General features: G+C 49.9%; 19 protein-coding genes. 17 read left to right on the top strand and 2 right to left on the bottom strand.

Annotation, left to right across the window (positions count from 1 at the left end; all coding sequences use genetic code 11):
* Positions 1 to 334: 334 nt before the first annotated feature.
* Positions 335 to 1,369, bottom strand: a complete 1,035-nt coding sequence (locus TREBR_RS00975) for an acyltransferase (RefSeq protein WP_013757370.1) — start codon at positions 1,367 to 1,369, stop codon at positions 335 to 337.
* 169 nt (positions 1,370 to 1,538) lie between these two features.
* Between TREBR_RS00975 and TREBR_RS00980 the strand changes: the two genes are divergently transcribed.
* Entirely contained in the window at positions 1,539 to 1,883 is a 345-nt protein-coding gene (locus TREBR_RS00980; RefSeq protein ID WP_013757371.1) for a helix-turn-helix domain-containing protein, read from the top strand.
* A gap of 37 nt (positions 1,884 to 1,920) precedes the next feature.
* Here the strand turns inward: TREBR_RS00980 and TREBR_RS00985 are convergent, their stop codons facing one another.
* Entirely contained in the window at positions 1,921 to 2,481 is a 561-nt protein-coding gene (locus TREBR_RS00985) for an MmcQ/YjbR family DNA-binding protein (RefSeq protein WP_013757372.1), read from the bottom strand.
* Positions 2,482 to 2,947: 466 nt separating this feature from the next.
* On the opposite strand from TREBR_RS00985, the gene TREBR_RS00990 reads away from it, so the two are divergent.
* The 16 genes from TREBR_RS00990 (at position 2,948) to TREBR_RS01065 (ending at position 18,458) form a co-directional block, all read left to right on the top strand.
* The gene (locus TREBR_RS00990; protein WP_013757373.1) at positions 2,948 to 3,814 is read left to right on the top strand and encodes an aldo/keto reductase; all 867 of its coding nucleotides are present in this window, start codon (positions 2,948 to 2,950) and stop codon (positions 3,812 to 3,814) included.
* 144 nt (positions 3,815 to 3,958) lie between these two features.
* Complete coding sequence (locus TREBR_RS00995) at positions 3,959 to 4,516, top strand: flavodoxin (protein WP_013757374.1); 558 nt, start codon at positions 3,959 to 3,961, stop codon at positions 4,514 to 4,516.
* 65 nt (positions 4,517 to 4,581) lie between these two features.
* Positions 4,582 to 5,046, top strand: coding sequence for an SDR family oxidoreductase (locus tag TREBR_RS01000; protein ID WP_083816412.1), 465 nt, complete (start codon positions 4,582 to 4,584; stop codon positions 5,044 to 5,046).
* Between the two features lie 116 nt (positions 5,047 to 5,162).
* Entirely contained in the window at positions 5,163 to 5,720 is a 558-nt protein-coding gene (locus TREBR_RS01005; protein WP_215904828.1) for a flavodoxin, read from the top strand.
* 34 nt (positions 5,721 to 5,754) lie between these two features.
* A complete protein-coding gene (locus TREBR_RS01010) occupies positions 5,755 to 6,225 on the top strand; it encodes a cyclophilin-like fold protein (protein ID WP_013757376.1) in 471 nt (156 codons plus the stop codon).
* 204 nt (positions 6,226 to 6,429) lie between these two features.
* On the top strand, positions 6,430 to 6,921 hold the full coding sequence (locus TREBR_RS01015; protein WP_245523724.1) for a flavodoxin: 492 nt from the start codon (positions 6,430 to 6,432) through the stop codon (positions 6,919 to 6,921).
* A complete protein-coding gene (locus TREBR_RS01020) occupies positions 6,918 to 7,883 on the top strand; it encodes an aldo/keto reductase (RefSeq protein ID WP_013757378.1) in 966 nt (321 codons plus the stop codon). Before TREBR_RS01015 ends, TREBR_RS01020 begins: the two co-directional genes overlap by 4 nt.
* A gap of 97 nt (positions 7,884 to 7,980) precedes the next feature.
* Positions 7,981 to 8,568 (top strand): flavodoxin, encoded by a 588-nt coding sequence (locus TREBR_RS01025; protein ID WP_013757379.1) that lies wholly within the window; start codon positions 7,981 to 7,983, stop codon positions 8,566 to 8,568.
* A 147-nt stretch (positions 8,569 to 8,715) separates the two neighbouring features.
* Positions 8,716 to 9,504, top strand: a complete 789-nt coding sequence (locus TREBR_RS01030; protein ID WP_156786580.1) for a formylglycine-generating enzyme family protein — start codon at positions 8,716 to 8,718, stop codon at positions 9,502 to 9,504.
* 149 nt (positions 9,505 to 9,653) lie between these two features.
* Positions 9,654 to 10,316, top strand: a complete 663-nt coding sequence (locus tag TREBR_RS01035) for a DUF4405 domain-containing protein (RefSeq protein WP_013757382.1) — start codon at positions 9,654 to 9,656, stop codon at positions 10,314 to 10,316.
* A 263-nt stretch (positions 10,317 to 10,579) separates the two neighbouring features.
* Positions 10,580 to 10,789 carry a hypothetical protein gene (locus TREBR_RS14210; RefSeq protein WP_013757383.1) on the top strand — a complete coding sequence of 70 codons (210 nt, stop codon included), beginning with the start codon at positions 10,580 to 10,582 and terminating at the stop codon, positions 10,787 to 10,789.
* 198 nt (positions 10,790 to 10,987) lie between these two features.
* Positions 10,988 to 12,307 carry a TetR/AcrR family transcriptional regulator gene (locus TREBR_RS13370; RefSeq protein WP_052296125.1) on the top strand — a complete coding sequence of 440 codons (1,320 nt, stop codon included), beginning with the start codon at positions 10,988 to 10,990 and terminating at the stop codon, positions 12,305 to 12,307.
* Positions 12,308 to 12,448: 141 nt separating this feature from the next.
* Positions 12,449 to 13,825: a TolC family protein gene (locus TREBR_RS01050; RefSeq protein ID WP_013757385.1), complete on the top strand. Its 1,377-nt coding sequence runs from the start codon at positions 12,449 to 12,451 to the stop codon at positions 13,823 to 13,825.
* A 12-nt stretch (positions 13,826 to 13,837) separates the two neighbouring features.
* The gene (locus tag TREBR_RS01055) at positions 13,838 to 14,767 is read left to right on the top strand and encodes an efflux RND transporter periplasmic adaptor subunit (protein WP_013757386.1); all 930 of its coding nucleotides are present in this window, start codon (positions 13,838 to 13,840) and stop codon (positions 14,765 to 14,767) included.
* Entirely contained in the window at positions 14,768 to 18,085 is a 3,318-nt protein-coding gene (locus TREBR_RS01060) for an efflux RND transporter permease subunit (RefSeq protein WP_013757387.1), read from the top strand.
* Positions 18,075 to 18,458, top strand: a complete 384-nt coding sequence (locus TREBR_RS01065; RefSeq protein WP_013757388.1) for a PG0541 family transporter-associated protein — start codon at positions 18,075 to 18,077, stop codon at positions 18,456 to 18,458. Before TREBR_RS01060 ends, TREBR_RS01065 begins: the two co-directional genes overlap by 11 nt.
* The last annotated feature ends 10 nt before the right edge of the window (positions 18,459 to 18,468 follow it).

Genomic DNA, 18,468 nt, shown 5'->3' on the forward strand with positions numbered 1-18,468 from the left:
CGTTTTGCGGGCTTTGAAAAAGTCGTGAAGGGAACCGTAAGGACCTGCTGTAAAACAGTTTTTTCAATGCTGCCTGTGATATGTTTTTCCATTCGATGTAGTCTATGCTCGCCTGGATTTTTTCTGCGTTGTTTTCCGTGTCTGGTCGTCAGTGTTTTCTGAAGTTTTTTCCTGATTGCTGTTCATAGTTTTTTTCTAGCATATCGAAAGGAATTTTGCAAGAAAAATGCGGTGATTCGTGCAGGAAAACGTTAAAAAAATTGCGAAAACCTGAAGCACTTTTTTAGTTTTTGCTTTTTTGGAGGGGCACGCTCAGAAAAATAAAAATGTTTTTCTACAGAAGATATTTTCTGACGGCCGGGATTTTCCGAAGAATCCATACGGAAACAAGAGAGCAGAATGCCGTTGCAAAAAAAGTTACTGTCCACATAAGAAATACGTTGTATCTGTCGGGCGTAAAATGCAGTGCTTTGTAGATAAAGTTGATAAAAACTGCATGGACGATGTAAACGCTGAACGAAAGCGGGACTATTTTTGTGTCGATGAAATTTTCTTTTCTGCCGCACCTCGTCTTTGCAAGAGAGAAAATTCCCAGTGACATCATTACTCCTGCTGGCGATGAAGTGCCGGAATATAAAATTGCTGCTCCAATCGATTGTTTCATTCCCGGAACAAACTGACCGAATATGCACCACAGAATTCCAAAAAGGATAAAACCGAAAGATAACGCCGGCTTGATTTTTAGTATTTGAATATGAACTGCATAGCCTAGAATATAATAGAACAGCCAGACTGAATTAAACGGAATATACCAGCCGAATGAAGTTTTTGTGATGTTATCTGTGAGCGGAACAATTATCTGAAAAACAAAAAGAACTGCAAGAAGCCATTTGACTTCATTTTGAGAAAGCGCGTGAACCATTTTCTGAAGAAACGGCGTTATAAGGTAAAGTCCTGCAATCATATACAGAAACCACATGTGATCCCATAATTTTCCGCAGTAAACATTGAGCAGGGAGCGCAGAAAAACGGAAAGATTTATCGTCCGCTCGATAGAAACGATTTCCATAAAGGCAAAGACTGTTCCGAAAAGTACTGTTACAAGAAGAATTCTCCTGAGATATTTTCTGCACATTTTTTCAAAACTGATTTCTCTTCCCAGAAAGAGCGCACCTGAAACCATCACAAAAACAGGAACAGCCCAGGCACGGAGAGCATTTGTCAGAAAATACGAAAAAAATTCTCCTGCACGGCTATAATAGTTTTCAAAAGAAGAAAACGGCGTGCATACAACGTGTATTCCGATGACTGCAAACATTCCGATGCATTTTAAAAATGAAAGATAGTGAAAATGTTCCTGATTCTGCATGAAATCCCTCTCTGCACTGTTTTATTTTGTTGTTTTAAGCGTGTTGGTGGCGTTTTACATAAAGTAATAGTGTATTTATACATTATTTTATTGTTGAATTCAAGTTAAAATATAAAAATAATAAAGTAAAAATGTAATTTTAAATTCGGTTTCCATTCATTCTTGGAGTATGGCAGAACCGTTACGCGATATTTTTATCAGGAATTTAAAATTCTACAGAAAAAGGCAGGGGCTTTCGCAGGAAAAACTGTCCTATGCAATTGATATGAGCATGAATTATGTGAACCAGCTGGAAAACAAGAATTCTTTTCCGCCGCCGGAGATTATTGATAAAATGGCAGCCGTCCTCAATGTAAAGCCGGCGCAGTTTTTTGACGAGAACGAAAGCCCTGAAAATATAATTGCGGCAAACAAAGAGGAATTTGTCCGCGAACTGACAGAGCAGATTCACAGCCGAATGAAGAACGACATTCGTAAAATAATTTCCGAGACGATAGGGGAAAAACTGCGATAGTTTTAATTTGCGGAAGTTGATCTGGCGGAGATGGGGTCTATTTTACCGCAAGCGCATAGCTTTCCTGAATGTGCTGCTGAATCTCCGTGTCCGGTACGCTTCCGTCAAGGATTTCCGCCAGCTCGTCCGAGTCGAGCCCGAGCTTTTTTTTCTGCACGGTCAGAACGGCGGCGTACCATTTGTTCGTGTCCTTTCTGCGCCATACGGCGTTGTCGTCAAATTTCTTCCATAGGAATTCAAGCTCGCCGCCCCAGGTGCGCCGCACAAAGTCTATAATCCGATTTGTCTGCTCCTGCTTGAATAGTGCCGGGTCAAAGCATTCGTCCGCGATGTTTTTCAGAAGCCGTTCTATTTCCGTTCTGATTTCCCCGACGAACGCTCCGGCGGCTGCCGTTTTGTACAGCACGTATTCCTCGCCGGTTTCCGTGTCTACAAGCTGCGTGTCCGCGGTGCCGTCAGAATCTATGCGGACGGTGAGCGCAAACGCTCCGTTTTGTATTACGGTGCCGTACCTGTGCGCGCCGCCGCCGTCGGAAAAGCCGAAGGCGCGTAGCTTGCTGGGATTCAGTTTTTTCTTGGCAAAAAGTGATTCAAACATAATTCTTACAGTATCATTTCCATATCGACCTGAGCAATTCCTTCCTCCGGATATTTTTCTGAAGCGGTGATAAAGCCGCGCCGCTTGCCGAATAGTTCCGCGTGCTTCTGCGCGTTGCTGCGGTATAACTTGCAGTTATACCGCAGCAACAAACTTTTATTGTTCAAATCTCGTTTTATGTTGTATGTTCATTTTGCAGTATGCGTCAGGGATTGGAGCACCTGCGCAGCAGTCCCGGAACGGAACGAAGTGAAGTGGAGCCAGTTTTGGTACAAAACTGGGGAAGTAAAAACGAAGTTTTTACGACGGATGAGCCGCGGTAGACGGCGAAGTGCGGAAAGCCCGACCCTTCAAAAAAGGAAAAACGTCAAAAAAAATTGCGAAAACCTGGAACAATTTTTTAGTTTTTGCTTTTTTGAAGGGGGACGCCCGTAAGAAGAAAAAATCGGAATTTTTTGGAGGTTATATGGATTTTGTAACGCTTAAAAACGGAGTGAAAATGCCGCAGCTGGGGTACGGTGTGTATCAGGTTTCGGCGGAGGAGTGCGAGCGGTGCGTGCGCGATGCGCTTGACGTCGGCTACCGGCTTATTGATACGGCGCAGTCGTATTTTAACGAGGAGCAGGTGGGCGCGGCGATTGAGCAGAGCGGAATTGAGCGCAGTGAGATTTTTCTGACGACGAAAGTGTGGATTGAGCATTTCGGCTACGAGGAATGTAAAAAGTCGGTGGAGGAGTCGATGCAGAAATTGCGGACGGACTATCTTGATTTGCTTTTGCTGCATCAGCCGTTCGGCGACGCGTACGGTGCGTGGCGCGCTCTGGAGGAATTTTATGAGGGCGGACGGGTGCGCGCAATCGGGATTTCGAATTTCTATGCGGACAGAATGGTTGAGTTTGCGAACTTCAATAGGATTTCGCCGATGGTGAATCAAGTTGAAATTCATCCGTTCAATCAGCAGGTTGAGGCGAAAAAATGGAACGACAAGTACGGAATCCAGCTTGAGGCGTGGGCGCCGTTCGGCGAGGGGCGCGGCGGTCTTTTTGAGAACGGGCTGCTTGCGGAAATCGGTGCGAAGTACGGAAAATCTGCGGCGCAGGTGATGCTCCGGTGGCATTTGCAGCGCGGAATCGTGGTGATTCCCAAATCCACTCACAAGGAGCGCATGGCGGAGAATTTCAGCGTGTTCGACTTTTCGCTTTCTGCGGACGATATGGAAAAAATCGCCGCGCTCGACAGGAACGAAAGTTCGTTTTTCAGCCATCAGGATCCTGCGATGGTGGAATGGTTTGTGAAGATGGCGGAAGAACGGAGGAACAAGGCGCAGAAATAGCGCAAACAGCGCAAATAGTGCAAATAGCGCAAATAGCGCAAATAGCGCGCAAAAATAGCGCAGAAACAGCGAATTGAAATAGGGCTCAGAAAAATGTGCAAATAGCGTACAAAAATGCGCGGTATACAAAAGGAGGATATTTTTATGAAAAAAGTAATGACAGCAATGCTGGCAGGAACCGTTCTTACGGCGGCAGCACAGGCAGAATCGCTGGTGGTGTATTTTTCTAAAACGGGCGAACAGTACGCAGTGGGAACGATAACGGAGGGCAACACGGCGAAAATTGCAAAAATCATCGCGGAGCAGACCGGGAGCGACGTATTTGAAATTGTGCCGGAAAAACCGTATCCGGAAGGCTACCGCGCTACGACTGACGCGGCAAAAACGGAGCTTTCGCAAAAAGCCCGCCCTTCGTTCAAAGGGAAAATCGAAAACTTTGACCAGTATGACACAATCTACCTCGGCTACCCGAACTGGTGGGGCGATATGCCGATGGTCGTCTACACATTTCTGGAAACGTATTCGTTCAAGGGAAAAACAATCCGTCCGTTCTGCACGCATGAAGGAAGCGGCGCTTCCGGCACCAAGCAAAAAATTGCCGCAGTATGCAAAGGCGCAATCGTACAGGACGTTCTTGCCGTCAGAGGAAGCGTTGCGCAGAACGACAGCGCTGCTCCGAAAAAGCCGTGCGCGACTGGCTGAAAAAATAGGCGGAGAAAAAATGAAAGACGTTCTTCTTTTGGCGGGCGCCGGGCGGAACGGGCATTATGATTTCAAGCCAGAACGGCTGGCGTATGCCGGCCCTTGCACCGGCGCAGGACGAGGCGCTCCCGCTCACTCCGGCGGAAAAACGTTTGTCGCTTGATTTTCTTCAGCCGGAACAGATACAAAGCACGCTCCACGCCTGCCAGCTTGCAAAACGGTGCAGCGAAAAGCGCGTGATGGCGGAAAGCGTCCGCTGGGGAATGCGCGGCGCGCGTATTAATGCCATTGCGCCGGGAATCGTCATTACGGCGCTTGCGCTTGACGAGCTGAACGGTCCGCGCGGAGATTTCTACAAGAATATGTTTGCAAATTGCCCGGCAGGTCGTGCAGGAACACCGAATAAAATAGCGAATGTCGCGGAGCTTCTGATGAGCGAAAAAGGCGCGTTTATCACCGGCTCAACGTTCCTTGCAGACGGCGGCGCTACGGCAAGTTATTTCTGCGGTCTGCTCCGACCGGAGAAATGATTTAGTATTCCTAAAACGCATACTGTGCAATTAAAAATAAGTATTTTACATATCAGGGTATCGGAATTATATTTTGTGTATGCAATGATGCGGGTGGAATTGTGATTGGAGGAAGAATGAAGCGATTTTTTGCCGTGATTTTATCGGGAGGACTTCTTATGGCTGGTGTGAGCGCAAAGACGCTTGTTGTGTACTATTCGTATTCTGAGACGGGGAACACGCGCAGGATTGCCGAACAGATTCAGAAGGAAACGGGTGCGGATATTGCGGAGATTGTGCCGGTCGTTCCGTATTCAAATGATTATGATGCGGTGGTGGACGCGGCAAAGCGCGACGTGAACCGTGACTACAAGCCTGAGATTAGGAAACTGGGCGTGAATGTCGGCGACTACGACACGATTGTAATAGGAACGCCTACCTGGTGGTATAAAATGGCTTCTCCGGTGCTGACGTTTATGAGCGGCACTGATTTTTCCGGCACGCACGTCGCGCTGTTCAGCACGCACGCCGGCTGGTCGGGAACGGTTATTGCGGATATGAGCGCGCTCTGCAAGGGAGCGGACGTGTTTGCGGCGGAGGAGATTCAGTTCGGCACGCGGGCTAAGGCCGGAACGCTTGTAACGAAGCAGGCGGTGGTGGATGAGTTCATCAGAAAAATACGGGAGCGGCGGTAAAAATTACGTCCGCGCAGTTTTATGTGAGGTGTGAATGAAAAATCTTTTTTGTACGGCGATTGTTTCTGTTCTGCTGATATTGTGTGCGGCCGCGGACGGTCAGGAATTTTTTGAGGGAAAGCGGATTTGCGGACGCATTGAAATCATCATTGCCGCGGTTAGTGGAGAAAAAACGCTGAGTGCTGTTCTGTATGACAGTTCATCTGCCCGTGCATTGCTCGAAAAGCTTGCAGGCGGCGGCATCACCCTCAATATGAATGATTACGGAGGTTTTGAAAAAGTTGCGGACTTGGGATTTTCGCTTCCTCAAAACGATACACCGACGGATACTGACGCCGGCGACTTGATACTGTATCTTGGGCGGCGGTTTGTCATTTACTACGACAAAAATTCGTGGAATTTCACGCCGCTCGGAAAAATCGAGGCTGTTTCAAAGTCGGAGCTGCAATCGATTCTCGGAGACGGAAGCGTTCGTGTTACGATTCGGAAACAGGAGCCGCGTTGAGGCGGGCGGTACCGTAATTTCTGCACGGTGAAAAAATGCGTTAGGGATGCGCAAGACGGCGAACTCCGGAGCGCGCCCGGCGGCAAACCCGCAGGTTTTGACGAACGCCCGGATTATGAATGAAAATCTTGAAAAAAGATGCGATTTGACGGAGGTTTTCAAATGAAAAAGATTTTTATGGCACTTTTAATTGGAGGTCTTATTATGACGAATGTAAATGCAAAAACACTGGTGGCGTATTTCAGCGCCACCGGAAATACGGCTCGTCTTTCACAGACGATCGCTTCCGCGCTCGGTGCGGATATAGTTGAGATTGAGCCGGCAGTTCCGTACTCGTCCGCGGATTTGGACTGGACGAACAAGCAGAGCCGCTCCACCGTTGAGTGCAACGATTCTGCGGCGCGCCCGGTGATAAAAAACCGCATTGATGTTTCCGGTTACGACACGGTAATCATCGCGTTTCCTGTCTGGTGGTACAACGCGCCCAAAATCATCTACACCTTTGTAGAAAGCGTTGATTTGAGCGGCAAGAAAGTCGTTCCGATATGCACGTCGGGCGGAAGCGGACTGGGACGAGCTCCCGGCGATCTGCAGAAAGTCGGCTCCAAGACGGCGGACTGGCGGAACGGAACGCGGTTCAGTCCGTCTGCGTCAGCGGCGGAGGTGAAGCGGTTTTTTGACGGAGCGCTGAAATGATGGAATACGCGGAATTAGGACACAGCGGTATAAAAGTAAGCCGGCTGTGCGTGGGGTGCATGAGTTTCGGAAAAGTGTTTCCGGATTTTCACCAGTGGGTGCTGAATCAGGAATCGACTGACGCGGTTGTAAAATATGCGCTTGAAAAAGGAATTACGTTCTTTGACACGGCGAACTGCTATTCCCACGGCACGAGCGAAGAATTCTTAGGTAATGCAATCGGAAAATATGCGGCGCGGAAAGACGTTGTAATTGCGACGAAAGTGTATTTCAACGAGGGAAAATTGAGCCGCAAGGCGATTCTCGCAGAGTGCGACGCTTCGCTCAAACGGCTCGGTACGGACTATGTCGATTTGTACGTCATTCACCGTTTCGACTATGGAACACCCGTAGAAGAAACGATGGAAGCGCTTGATTCGCTTGTGAAGGCAGGAAAAGTGCGCGCGCTCGGTGCGTCGGCGATGTATGCGTATCAGTTCCATACGATGCAGGTTGCGGCGGAAAAAAACGGCTGGACTCCGTTTACGTCCATGCAGCATCATTACAACGCAATCTACCGCGAGGACGAGCGCGAGATGATTCCTTTGTGCCGGCAGCTGAACGTGGCGCTCACTCCGTACAGCCCGCTCGCTGCGGGGCGGCTGAGCCGCACCGAATGGAAAACCGATTCCGCCCGCAGCCGCACAGATACGACTGCCGCCGGAAAATACGATTCCACCGAGGCGCAGGACAAACTGATTGCCGAGCGCGTGCGGGACGTTGCGGAAAAATACGGTACGAGTATGACTTCCGTTGCGCTTGCCTGGCTGTTTGCTAAAGGCGTTACGTCCGCGCTTATCGGAGCCACGAAGCCTGAGCATTTTGACGGAGCCGCCGCTGCGTTCGACGTTGCTTTAACTCAAGATGATATCAACTATATAGAAGAATTATACGTTCCGCACAAAATTGTAGGCGCGCTGTAGTTCACGCCGCTTCGTGCAGAATGTCTGTTTTTACGGAGGTGTGATACGGCGCTTCCGTACACTGCGCTAACGCAGGGTTTTTATGTGAGGATTAATTATGAAAAAAAGGAGCTGTATTATTGCGACACTTTTTGCTGCTGCCATGCTGTTTGGCACGGCTGAACCGGCGGCTGCTCAAAGTTCCACGAAAAATCAGAAGAAAAGTGATTCCAAAAAAACGCTTATCGTGTTCTACAGTTGGGGCGGAACAACACAGGGAATCGCGCGGAAAATTCAGCAGAAGCTCGGCTGCGATATGTTTGAAATTGAACTGGTAAAACCGTATTCGACTGATTACAATACCGTTCTGGACGAAGCTCAGCGCGACCAGCGGAATCAGGCGCGTCCGGCAATCAAAAACAAAGTCGCCGATTTCGCAAAGTATGACACAATCGTTCTGGGCTACCCGAACTGGTGGGCGTCGATTCCCATGCCGATTGCGACTTTTTTGGAAAGCTATGATTTTGACGGAAAGACGGTCATTCCGTTCTGCTCGAACGGCGGCGGTCGTCTCGGCCAAAGCGTTTCGGCAATCACAAAACTTGTTCCCGGCGCCAGCGTGAAAAATCCGCTTTCAATTTATTATTCAGGCGGAGCGTCGCTTGATTCAGACTTGAATAAATGGCTTTCTAAAAACGGGTTTTAGACTTTTGCTTTCAGATTTTCAGGCAGAAAAGGTTCGGTATATATGAAAAAAATTGCGTTTTTATCTGCACTTTTTTTGTTCGCGGGAGCAGCGCTGTTTTCGCAAGATTCAGGCTCCGGAAACGGTGCAGGCGGCGAAAAGAATTATATGACAAAAGACAATATGGTTTTGATTAAAGGCGGCTCTTTTGTGATGGGAAGTCCTGCGTCGGAAGCGTGGCGCGAAAAAGACGAGGTTCAGCATACGGTAACACTGGATGATTTTTACATTTCAAAATATGAAGTGACGCAGGCTGAATATGAATCGGTGATGAAGAAAAATCCGTCGTATTTTAAAGGCGCGAAAGGTGAAAATCTTCCGGTGGAAAGCGTTTCCTGGTATGATGCGGTTGCGTTCTGCAATGAGCTGAGCAGACGGGAAGGGCTCTCTGCGGCGTATACGATTGACGGAGAAACTGTCGTCTGGAACAGAAGTGCGGACGGCTACCGGCTTCCGACGGAATCTGAATGGGAATATGCCGCGCGTGCCGGAACTTCAACGCCGTTCAGTTCCGAAAAAGCGCCCGGCGATGTGGATGCGAATTTCTATGCGCACTATCCGTATAATATCGAGCAGAACTATTTTAACGACAGCGTTCTTGAAACCCGCCCCGGCTATTACCGGCAGAAAACAGTCGCTGTCGGAAGTTTTAAGCCGAATGCAAACGGTCTGTACGATATTCACGGAAACGTGAGCGAGTGGTGCTTTGACTTTTACGGCGCATATCCGAAGACTTCGGTGAAAAATCCGTCCGGGGCAGAAGACGGCTCTACCAGAGTGTGCCGCGGCGGCGGCTGGAACGATTTCGGAAAGCATTTGCGCTGTGCGTTCCGTTCAAGCGAACTGCCGGAAGAATCGTCTGCAAGCCGGGGATTCCGTGTCGCGCGGAACAAATAGGGGAGCGGAGGAATGGAGGCGAAAGCCGGAATTGCAGAAAGTCGGAATTCCGGAAAGCCGGAATTGCTAAAAGCCCGAATTGCGGAAAGCCCGACGAAGCAACCGCTGGTTGCGGCGAGCGCCCTTAAAAAAATTATCTGGAGCAAAATATGAACGGTAAAAAAATAATCCGCCGCGCACTTGATGCGGTGATGACGCTTCTTTCCGTCCTTTTGGCGGGCGGACTGTTTTTGTTTCCGAGCGATGTCGTTCACGAAGTTTTGGGAACGGTGCTGATTCTCCTATGGGTGGCGCACAATATTCTGAATCGCGGTTTTTACAAGTCGCTTATTAAAGGCAAATACACTGCCGTGCGCGTTATGATGATTGTCATAAACGCCGCGCTCCTTGTTTCGTGCGCGCTGCTTGCCGTAAGCGGCATTATGCTTTCTAACCGAGTGTTCGCTTTTATTGGAATCGAGCGCGGAATGGGTTTTGCGCGAAAGGCTCATCTTGCTGCAAGCCACTGGTACTACATTCTGATTGCGCTCCATTTTGCGCTGCACGCCGGTGCGGTGTTCAGCGGCATAAAACTGCGCAGAACGGCGCGATGGATTCGGCTCCTCGTGCATTGCACGATCGGCGCGGTGTCGCTCTACGGTTTGTATGCGTTCGTGCGGCTGGGTTTGTGGAAGTATCTGTTTTTGACGCAGGAGTTTTTCTTTTTTGATGTGCAGCGCGGATTTGCATTGTTTTTGGCGGACTATATTTCGATTTTCGTGCTGTTCGCGTCGGTGATGAACGGCGCAATGACGCTGTTCCGCAGGGTGTGAACGATATTGCTGCATATCGCAAACAGCATAGAAATGTCAGTATGGGAACACTTTTTCAGGGATGAGCGTTTAATGCGCCGCTTGCTTTCAGGACGGAGACGCAGGCGAGACAGGTGAATGCCGTGTGGGGCGGTTATATGCCGGAAAACTCAGCGGTTATTTACCGATTTTTTACGGATATTTTATCGGTTTTTCATACGAGTGCCGTACGCTGTGTGCGTACGGACGAGGCTGGCGCTTTTCGTCCGCTGCAGGAGGTTCGTATGAAATCCGAAAGACGGAACTTTGCCGGCCGTGAAGGATGGAAATCATTTCTGAAACTTGCCGCCGGAATCATTTTGATCATACTGTTATATTTGAGCGGGATTGAAAAAGTGCCGGAAAGCGCCATTTCCCGTGCGGAAAGAGAAACTTCTGCAGACAAGCCGGCGGCGCTTTATTGCGCGGTTCTTGCGGTCAATGTTATTGTATAGGTACCGGTGTCTCCTTCGGAGCTGTTACGCGCTGCGAATTCGGGCGCGGTTTGTAATTATCCGTATTATCCGGTAAAAGTTGCTTTCTGTGTAATTCCCGATGCAGCTGTTTTTTTTGTCCGTTTTTTTACTTGACAGTGTGCCGTCGATTCCGTATATTTTAAATGTTACCGAACAGTCGGTAACATTGCATTTTATATGAAACGGATGACGATTCGGGTGTTTTATGAATTTACGCCGCAGTATTTGTCGTTCGGGAGCGGTATTATGGACGGCGACGCGGTACATACTAAAATATCAACAAAAGAGCGCATCATACGGGAAACGTTCCTGCTGATGTCTTCTCAGGCATATTCAAATATTTCCTTGTCGCAGATCGCCGCCCGCGTCGGAATCAGCAAAACGGCCATTTTCAGACATTTCGCCAATAAGGAAGAGCTGCTGGGCGCGCTGAAAGAGCGTTTTATAGACGATGTCGCCGCGTGCTTTCTCAAAGACTCCGGACCGTGCGCTTCCGCCGATACGCTGCTTTCGGAAGCGTGCCTGTACCGGACCTGGAAAGAACTGGTTTCGCTTTCCTGCGTAAAGCCGGAATATATGTGTTTTTTCGTGCGGATGCTCGCCTCGTCGATCGATTTTTCGGCGATACTCGTCGACGGTCTCAAAAAACGGGGCGTTCCCATTCCGACGCATGAAACGGATAACGTACAATCGATCACCGAAATCAGTTACGTGTACACGACCACTTTTTTCTGTTTGATGAAATATTGGCATTTCAGTGAGACAGCCGATACGCGGCTGCCTCCTCCGTCTGAGTTTGCCGATATTTTGTTTTCGTTTTTAAAGAACGGCTGGAACGTATTGCAGCCGCTGTCCGCGGAAACGCTCGGCCGGCTGGACGGATTGTGCCGTTTTTCCGGCGGAGAGGCACTGCGGCCGCTCGATCGGTTTTTTATGGCGTTCGCGCAGGTGGTTCGGACAAACGGATTTCCGAACGTGACGGTGGAACTGATCGCCGCGGAATTGGGGATGGCCAAAAGTTCTTTGTACGGATACTTCAAAAACAAAGGCGAAATGATTCGTAATTTAATCGAAGAAGAAACCGTATATATAATTGAAGTAGTGGAAAAGAAATTTTCCCGATTAAAGGAGCTGTCTTTTTCCGAGCGGGTATACTGCATTCTGAGAATAAGTATCGAATACATATTGCTGCGCCCGGAAATTTTATCCGTTGCGACCTGGCTTTGCCTGCGGAACGAAGAATTCCCGTCCGCGCTCTTTAACCATATCAACGAAACCGGCGTATTCCGCGAATTGATCGCGCTTCATTCGGATCAGTTTCCCGCCGTCGGATTACCGGTGGGCGTCCTTTCGCTTCTTGAATGGCTGGTTACCGTTTCCGTATCGCAAGTGGTCGGTGGACTGCACCGGCACATGCCGGACGCGGCGCTGATCGATTCGGCTCGGCTCATGTACGGCGTACTGCAGCGAGGAGTGCGAAATGTTGCGGAAAAGTAGCAAAAAAGTAACGGAATTCATGTTGACAGGTGTTCTAATAATGAATATAGTATATCAAAAAGTAATATTATATTTAATATAATATTGTAAAATTAGTTGTATATATAAAACGCTGCGTGTGGTGTATAGAGGAGTTGTGTTATGAATAAATGGTGCGGAAAACGTTTTCTGCAATGCGCGTGCCGTTTGCTGCTGGCTGTCTTGCCGCTTGCTTCCGGTTTTGCCCAGACGGACGGGCAGCCGCTCGTTCTGACGATCGACGAAGCCGTAAAATACGCGAACGGGAACAGTAAGACGCTTAAAAGTTCTGCCATCGATTTGGAAGTAAAGAAACGTGCGTCCGATATGGTGTGGAATCAGTTTCTGCCGTCGGTTTCAGTCAGTGCGACGGCGAGCCGCAGTAACGAATATTCCGATACGATGGGAGCGATTTTATCTGCAATTCCCGGATTTCCGTATCAGCCTTCGGCGGTGACCGAGGCCGACCATTGGACGGCCGTGGGAAACGTGGGTATTTCGTGGAATTTTTCTTTCGCGCTTGTCGACGGCATCCGCATCATCAGGCAAAACTACGAAGCCGGTCTCGTTTCCTGGGATCAGACGCTGCGCCAGAACGAACTGCAGATTCGCAAACTGTTTTACGGGTTGCTGTTGCAGCAGGAAAGTTTTAAAATACAGCAGCAGTCGCTGCTCAACGCGCAGAAGCGGGTGGATCAGGCGAAGGTGAATTACCGCAACGGCTTGATTCCCGAGTTGGCACTGTTGCAGACTCAGGTAGCGTATGAAAATCAGAAGCCGGCCGTACTCAAAATGGAGCAGGCGGTAAATCAGCAACTTGATTTGTTTGCGTTTATGCTGGGACTTCCGGCGGGGACGAAAATAACGCTCGACGGAAAAATCGATCCGGTGTTTATTACGCTCGACGCGGAAACGCTGATCGACCAATATGCCTGGAATAATCCGGACATCGTATCTTTACAGAAAAATCTTGAAATACTCAGATTGAATCTTTCCGTTCAAAATCTTCAGGCGTTTACTCCCGCCTTGTCCTTGTCCTGGGGCTGGCAGCCGATGGTATCCGATATCGATTCCAATTGGATAAACACGTATACGGATCGCGGCGCGTTTTCGGCAACGCTCGCCTGGAATCTGACGAATCTGCTGCCGTTTTCCGCCAACCGTCAGCAGGCGAAAGATACCAAAGCGAATATCTCGAAACTGGAGTTGTCGCTTGAAACGCTGCTCCAAAAAGCGGAACTGGATATACGTACGCAGGTGGATACGCTGGCGCAGTCCCACGCTGCGATCGAGGCGAGCGCCGGAAACATCGCGCTCGCGCAGAAATCGTACGATATGACGCTCGCCGCATATCGCAACGGTACCAAAGAATTGCTCGACGTTCGCGACGCTGAAAATCAGCTGAATCAGGCGAAGCTCGGCCTTGCGAATGAAAAATACAATTATCTTTCAGGATTGCTGGATCTTGAATACAGTCTTAATACGAAATTTGTAAAGTAAATAGAGGATGTTATGAAATTGACGGTAAGAAAAACGATTTTTGCAGCGGCTGTTTGCGCCGTGCTCCTTTTGGTTTCGGGCTGCGGTAAAAAAGAAGATACAGCGGCAAAATCCGCCGCCGCTGCCGATGAAGAAAAAACGGTATACGCGGTAAACACGTACGTGACTTCTGCGGAAAACCTCGACGCGTATTTGGAATTCGGCGGCGACGTTGCGGCTTCTTCCAGCGTAGACGTCCTCCCCGACACGTCGGGCAAGCTGACCGGTATTCGGGTCAAGACGGGCGATTACGTTAAAAAGAACCAGCTGCTTGCGGAAGTGGATCCATCGCGGCCCGGCATGACGTACGAAACGAGTCCCGTCCGCGCGCCGGTTTCCGGTACGGTTACGTCGTTCCCGCTTTCGGCCGGTACGATGGTTGCGCCGTCCTTGTCTATCGGTAAAATAAGCAGTACCAACGATCTGGAGATTTCCATCAGCGTGGCCGAACGCTTTGTTTCCCGCATCAAAACCGGTCAGAAAGCCGTTTTGACGTTCGACGCGTATCCGGGCGAAACCTTTTCGGCAAAAGTGACGGAAGTAAGCCCGGTGCTCGACACGTACACCAGATCGATGAACGTAACGCTCCGCCTTGATCCGCCGGACAACCGGATAAAGATCGGCATGTATACGCGCGTTAAACTGATTACCGACACGAAAAGCGGCGTCGTCGCGGTTCCCCGAACGGCGATTTTGACGCGTTCCGAAAAGGAATACGTGTTCGTCGTCGATCCCGAATCGAAAACGGTTACCGCGCGGACGGTAACGTCCGGTATCACGGTCGACGATAAAATCGAAATTACGTCCGGTCTGACGGCCGGAGACGAAGTCGTCATGTCGGGACAAACTTTGCTCGACGACGGCAGCCAAGTTAACGTTGTATCCCGTACGGGAGGTAAATAAATGTCTTTGTCGAAAAGAGCGGTTTCAAAACCGACGACGGTGCTTATCCTGTTCGTTATTTTAACGGCATTGGGCATATATTCGACGACGAAATTGCCGTTGGACTTGCTGCCCGATATGGAGCTGCCGTATATTGCGATTTCCACTTCGTACACGAACGCCGGACCCGAAGAAGTCGAGCGTTCCGTTTCCCGACCGATAGAAAGCTCGATTTCCAGCGTTACCGGATTGAAAAACATGCAGTCGCTGTCGTCCACCGGTTCCAGCTTGGTTCTGCTCGAATTGAATTACGGAACCAACCTCGACGCCGCAACGAATGAAATTCGCGATAAACTGGATTTGGTCAAAGGTTATCTACCCGACGATACGGGCACGCCGCTGATCCTGAAAATGGACCCGTCGATGATGCCGATCATGCAGTACGTCGTTTCCGGTAACCGCACTCCCGAAGAGCTGCGCCTGTACGCCGAGGATATAATTCAGCCGCGGCTTGAACAGATCGACGGCGTGGCGTCCGCTTCCATAAGCGGCGGCCGTGAAAAGGCGATCGTCGTTGACATTCCGCGCGACCGGCTCGAAGCGTATTCGCTCACAATCACGCAGATTGCCCAGATGATCGGCGCTCAGAACGTACAGGGTTCCGGCGGAAGTATTTCCGAGGGAGACAAAACGTATTCGATCACGACGTCGGGCGAATATACGTCGCTGGACGACATCCGCAACACGGTAATCGCCTATAAATCTTCACCGGTTTCCGGCGGTACGCCGCAGGTACGCAAGATTCTGCTGCGCGATATTGCCGACGTGTACGAAGGGTATAAAGACGTTTCCAGTCTTGCGTATATGAACGGCACGCCGTGCGTTATCGTCAGCATTCAGAAACAGAGCGGCAAAAATTCCGTTCAGACGGCGAACAGCGTTCGTAAACAGATTACTTCTATAGAAAAATTGCTGCCGGCCGACGTCAAGTTGTCGGAAGAAATGAATACGACGGATATCATTGAAACTTCAATCAAGAATATCGTCAGTTCCGCATTGTCGGGCGCACTGCTCGCCATTATCGTATTGTTTATTTTTCTGCGGAGTATCAAAAGTACGATCATCATCGGTATTACGATACCGGTGTCGCTGATCATTACGCTCGGTTTGATGAAGTTTACCGGATTTTCGCTGAACATGATGACGCTCGCCGGTTTGTCGCTCGGTGTCGGTATGCTTGTGGATAACTCGATCGTTATTCTGGAAAACATTTACAGTTATCGGGCAAAGGGTGCAAAGCCGTCCGTTGCGGCGGTGCTCGGCTCCCAGGAAATGATCATGGCCATTACGGCCAGTACGCTGACCACGATCTGCGTATTTCTGCCGCTCGTCATGTACAGTAACGAACTGGGAATGGTCGGTCAGATATTTAAAGGACTGACGTTTACGGTCGTCTTTTCACTCGTGTGCAGTCTTGCCGTCGCCGTCGTGTTGGTTCCGGTACTTTCATCCAAGTATCTGAAACTCGAAAACATCGCCGGGCGTAAACGTACCGGTTTCGTTGGTGCGGTAGACTGCGCAATGACCCGCTTTTTTGAACGGGTCGACAAACTGTACGCGCGCGCCGTACGCGGCGTGCTGCACCATAAAGTCATTACGATCGGTATCATAGTCGCGCTGCTCGTTGCCAGTTTGGTTATGATTCCGGTTATCGGTTTCATTTACATGCCGGAGCAGGGCGCGGACAGCGTTTCAGTCAGTCTTGAAATGCCGAAAGGAACCCGGCTTGAAACGACCGACTCGGTTGTCAGACATCTTGAGGCGCTCGTTCGGCAGGACGTAAAAGGTGTCAAGTCTACGACGGTATCCGTCGGCGGCGGTTCGATGATGGGACTGGGCGGCTCAAATACGAACACGGCTTCACTGTATATCACTTTGTATCCGTTGGCCGAACGAGAGGAAGGCTGGGACAGCGACGAAACGGCGAAAGTGAAAATCAGAAAATATTTCGATCAGTTTCCCGGCGCCGTGCTGTCGTTCGGTTCAAGCGGTTTCAGCATGGGCGGCAGCGATATAGACGTCGTGATCAAGAGCAACAGTATGGAACAGCTGCGCAAAGCCGCCGACGATATCGTTGCGGCGCTGGGCGAGCATACCGGCGAGTATTTAACGGAAGTCAGCAGCAATCTTGAAGACGGTTTGCCCGAGGTCGAAATCGTAATCGACCGCAACAAACTGCAGGATTTGGGGCTGAACATTTACAGCGTGAGTAACGAAATCAAGGCGAACGTCAACGGAACGACGGCCAGCCGCTATCGCGACGGAGGCAATGAAATCGACATTACGGTTCAGCTTGCCGAAGACGATCGCACGCGGCTGCTCGATCTGGAACAGATATTCGTAACCAATTCTCAGGGACAGCGCATTCCGCTTTCGAGCTTCGCTTCGTATGAAGAATCCGAATCGCCGGTAACGATCATCCGCGAAAACCAGATGCGTACGATCCACGTTACCGCCAAAAAACAGAATTGGCGGCAGGCCACCACGCAGGTACAGACGGTGGTGGAAAAAGCCATCCGTGAAAACGTCGTATTGGGCGACGACGTGCGCGTTTCATACGGCGGAAGTTTTGAAAATCTGCAGGAAGGTTTGACGCAGTTCGCGGTCATTATCCTGATGGCGGTCATCCTCGTTTTTGCGGTTATGGCGAGCCAATTCGAGTCGTTCCTTGATCCGTTTATCGTTCTGTTTACGATTCCGCTTTCGGTTATCGGTATCGTTGCCATATATCTGATGACGGGTTCACCGCTGAACATGATTACGGCCGTCGGCGCGCTCGTGCTGGTGGGTATTATCGTAAACAACGGTATCGTTTTGGTCGACTATACGAATCTGCTGCGTAAGCGCGGTTACGCGCTGGAAGACGCGTGTATCAAAGCGGCGCAGAACCGTCTGCGGCCGATCCTGATGACGACGCTGACGACCGTTCTGGGATTGGTTCCGATGGCGTTCTTTCCCGGTGAAGGTTCGGAAATGACGCAGCCGATCGGACAGACCGTTTTGGGCGGTTTGACGTTCGGCACGCTGATGACGCTGTTTCTGATGCCGACGCTGTATTACGTTTTCAACCGTTTCCGCGAAAAACGGCAGGCCAAAAAATTGCTGAAAAAACAGCTCCGTGCGGAGCGCAAGTCGGCGAAGGCCGCCGGCGGCGACGGAAAACAGGCCGGTGCAAACGGGAACAACGCGGCGGTTTTATCCGCTTCCGGCACTCGTAAACCGGTATCGGGTCCGTCGGCGTACGGAACCGTCAGTATGGAGGATTTTGATGACGAATAAAGATATAATCGATATACCTGAATCCGACGCCGTTTCTTATGCCGGAAAAGACGCCCGGGGACCGGGCAAGGATGAAGACGGAAAACTGGTTCGCCTTGAAATCATCATGAGTCAATCGATGGAAGATGATTTTATTGCAGCCTTTACGAAGGCGGATACGGGTAAAATGTTTACCAAAATTCCGCAGGCGATGGGACAAGGGTTTTCCGTGCCCAAAATGGGGGACGCCATTTGGCCGCAGCTCAACTGCATTTATATCGTTTTCTGCACGAAAACCCAATACGCCGAAGTCCGCAAAATAATACACCGGCTGCGTAAAGAGTATCCGGGCGAAGGTCTGGCGTGTTTCCGCAGCAAGGCTAAAATGGTGTAACGAACATACT

Source organism: Treponema brennaborense DSM 12168, assembly GCF_000212415.1.
Classification (GTDB): Bacteria; Spirochaetota; Spirochaetia; order Treponematales; family Treponemataceae; genus Treponema_F; species Treponema_F brennaborense.

Excerpts from the sequence above, each read along its gene's own strand:
- TREBR_RS00975 (WP_013757370.1), bottom strand. The coding sequence starts at position 1,369 with ATGCAGAATCAGGAACATTTTCACTATCTTTCATTTTTAAAATGCATC.
- TREBR_RS00980 (WP_013757371.1), top strand. The coding sequence starts at position 1,539 with ATGGCAGAACCGTTACGCGATATTTTTATCAGGAATTTAAAATTCTAC.
- TREBR_RS00985 (WP_013757372.1), bottom strand. The coding sequence starts at position 2,481 with ATGTTTGAATCACTTTTTGCCAAGAAAAAACTGAATCCCAGCAAGCTA.
- TREBR_RS00990 (WP_013757373.1), top strand. The coding sequence starts at position 2,948 with ATGGATTTTGTAACGCTTAAAAACGGAGTGAAAATGCCGCAGCTGGGG.
- TREBR_RS00995 (WP_013757374.1), top strand. The coding sequence starts at position 3,959 with ATGAAAAAAGTAATGACAGCAATGCTGGCAGGAACCGTTCTTACGGCG.
- TREBR_RS01000 (WP_083816412.1), top strand. The coding sequence starts at position 4,582 with ATGATTTCAAGCCAGAACGGCTGGCGTATGCCGGCCCTTGCACCGGCG.
- TREBR_RS01005 (WP_215904828.1), top strand. The coding sequence starts at position 5,163 with ATGAAGCGATTTTTTGCCGTGATTTTATCGGGAGGACTTCTTATGGCT.
- TREBR_RS01010 (WP_013757376.1), top strand. The coding sequence starts at position 5,755 with ATGAAAAATCTTTTTTGTACGGCGATTGTTTCTGTTCTGCTGATATTG.
- TREBR_RS01015 (WP_245523724.1), top strand. The coding sequence starts at position 6,430 with ATGACGAATGTAAATGCAAAAACACTGGTGGCGTATTTCAGCGCCACC.
- TREBR_RS01020 (WP_013757378.1), top strand. The coding sequence starts at position 6,918 with ATGATGGAATACGCGGAATTAGGACACAGCGGTATAAAAGTAAGCCGG.
- TREBR_RS01025 (WP_013757379.1), top strand. The coding sequence starts at position 7,981 with ATGAAAAAAAGGAGCTGTATTATTGCGACACTTTTTGCTGCTGCCATG.
- TREBR_RS01030 (WP_156786580.1), top strand. The coding sequence starts at position 8,716 with ATGACAAAAGACAATATGGTTTTGATTAAAGGCGGCTCTTTTGTGATG.
- TREBR_RS01035 (WP_013757382.1), top strand. The coding sequence starts at position 9,654 with ATGAACGGTAAAAAAATAATCCGCCGCGCACTTGATGCGGTGATGACG.
- TREBR_RS14210 (WP_013757383.1), top strand. The coding sequence starts at position 10,580 with ATGAAATCCGAAAGACGGAACTTTGCCGGCCGTGAAGGATGGAAATCA.
- TREBR_RS13370 (WP_052296125.1), top strand. The coding sequence starts at position 10,988 with ATGAAACGGATGACGATTCGGGTGTTTTATGAATTTACGCCGCAGTAT.
- TREBR_RS01050 (WP_013757385.1), top strand. The coding sequence starts at position 12,449 with ATGAATAAATGGTGCGGAAAACGTTTTCTGCAATGCGCGTGCCGTTTG.
- TREBR_RS01055 (WP_013757386.1), top strand. The coding sequence starts at position 13,838 with ATGAAATTGACGGTAAGAAAAACGATTTTTGCAGCGGCTGTTTGCGCC.
- TREBR_RS01060 (WP_013757387.1), top strand. The coding sequence starts at position 14,768 with ATGTCTTTGTCGAAAAGAGCGGTTTCAAAACCGACGACGGTGCTTATC.
- TREBR_RS01065 (WP_013757388.1), top strand. The coding sequence starts at position 18,075 with ATGACGAATAAAGATATAATCGATATACCTGAATCCGACGCCGTTTCT.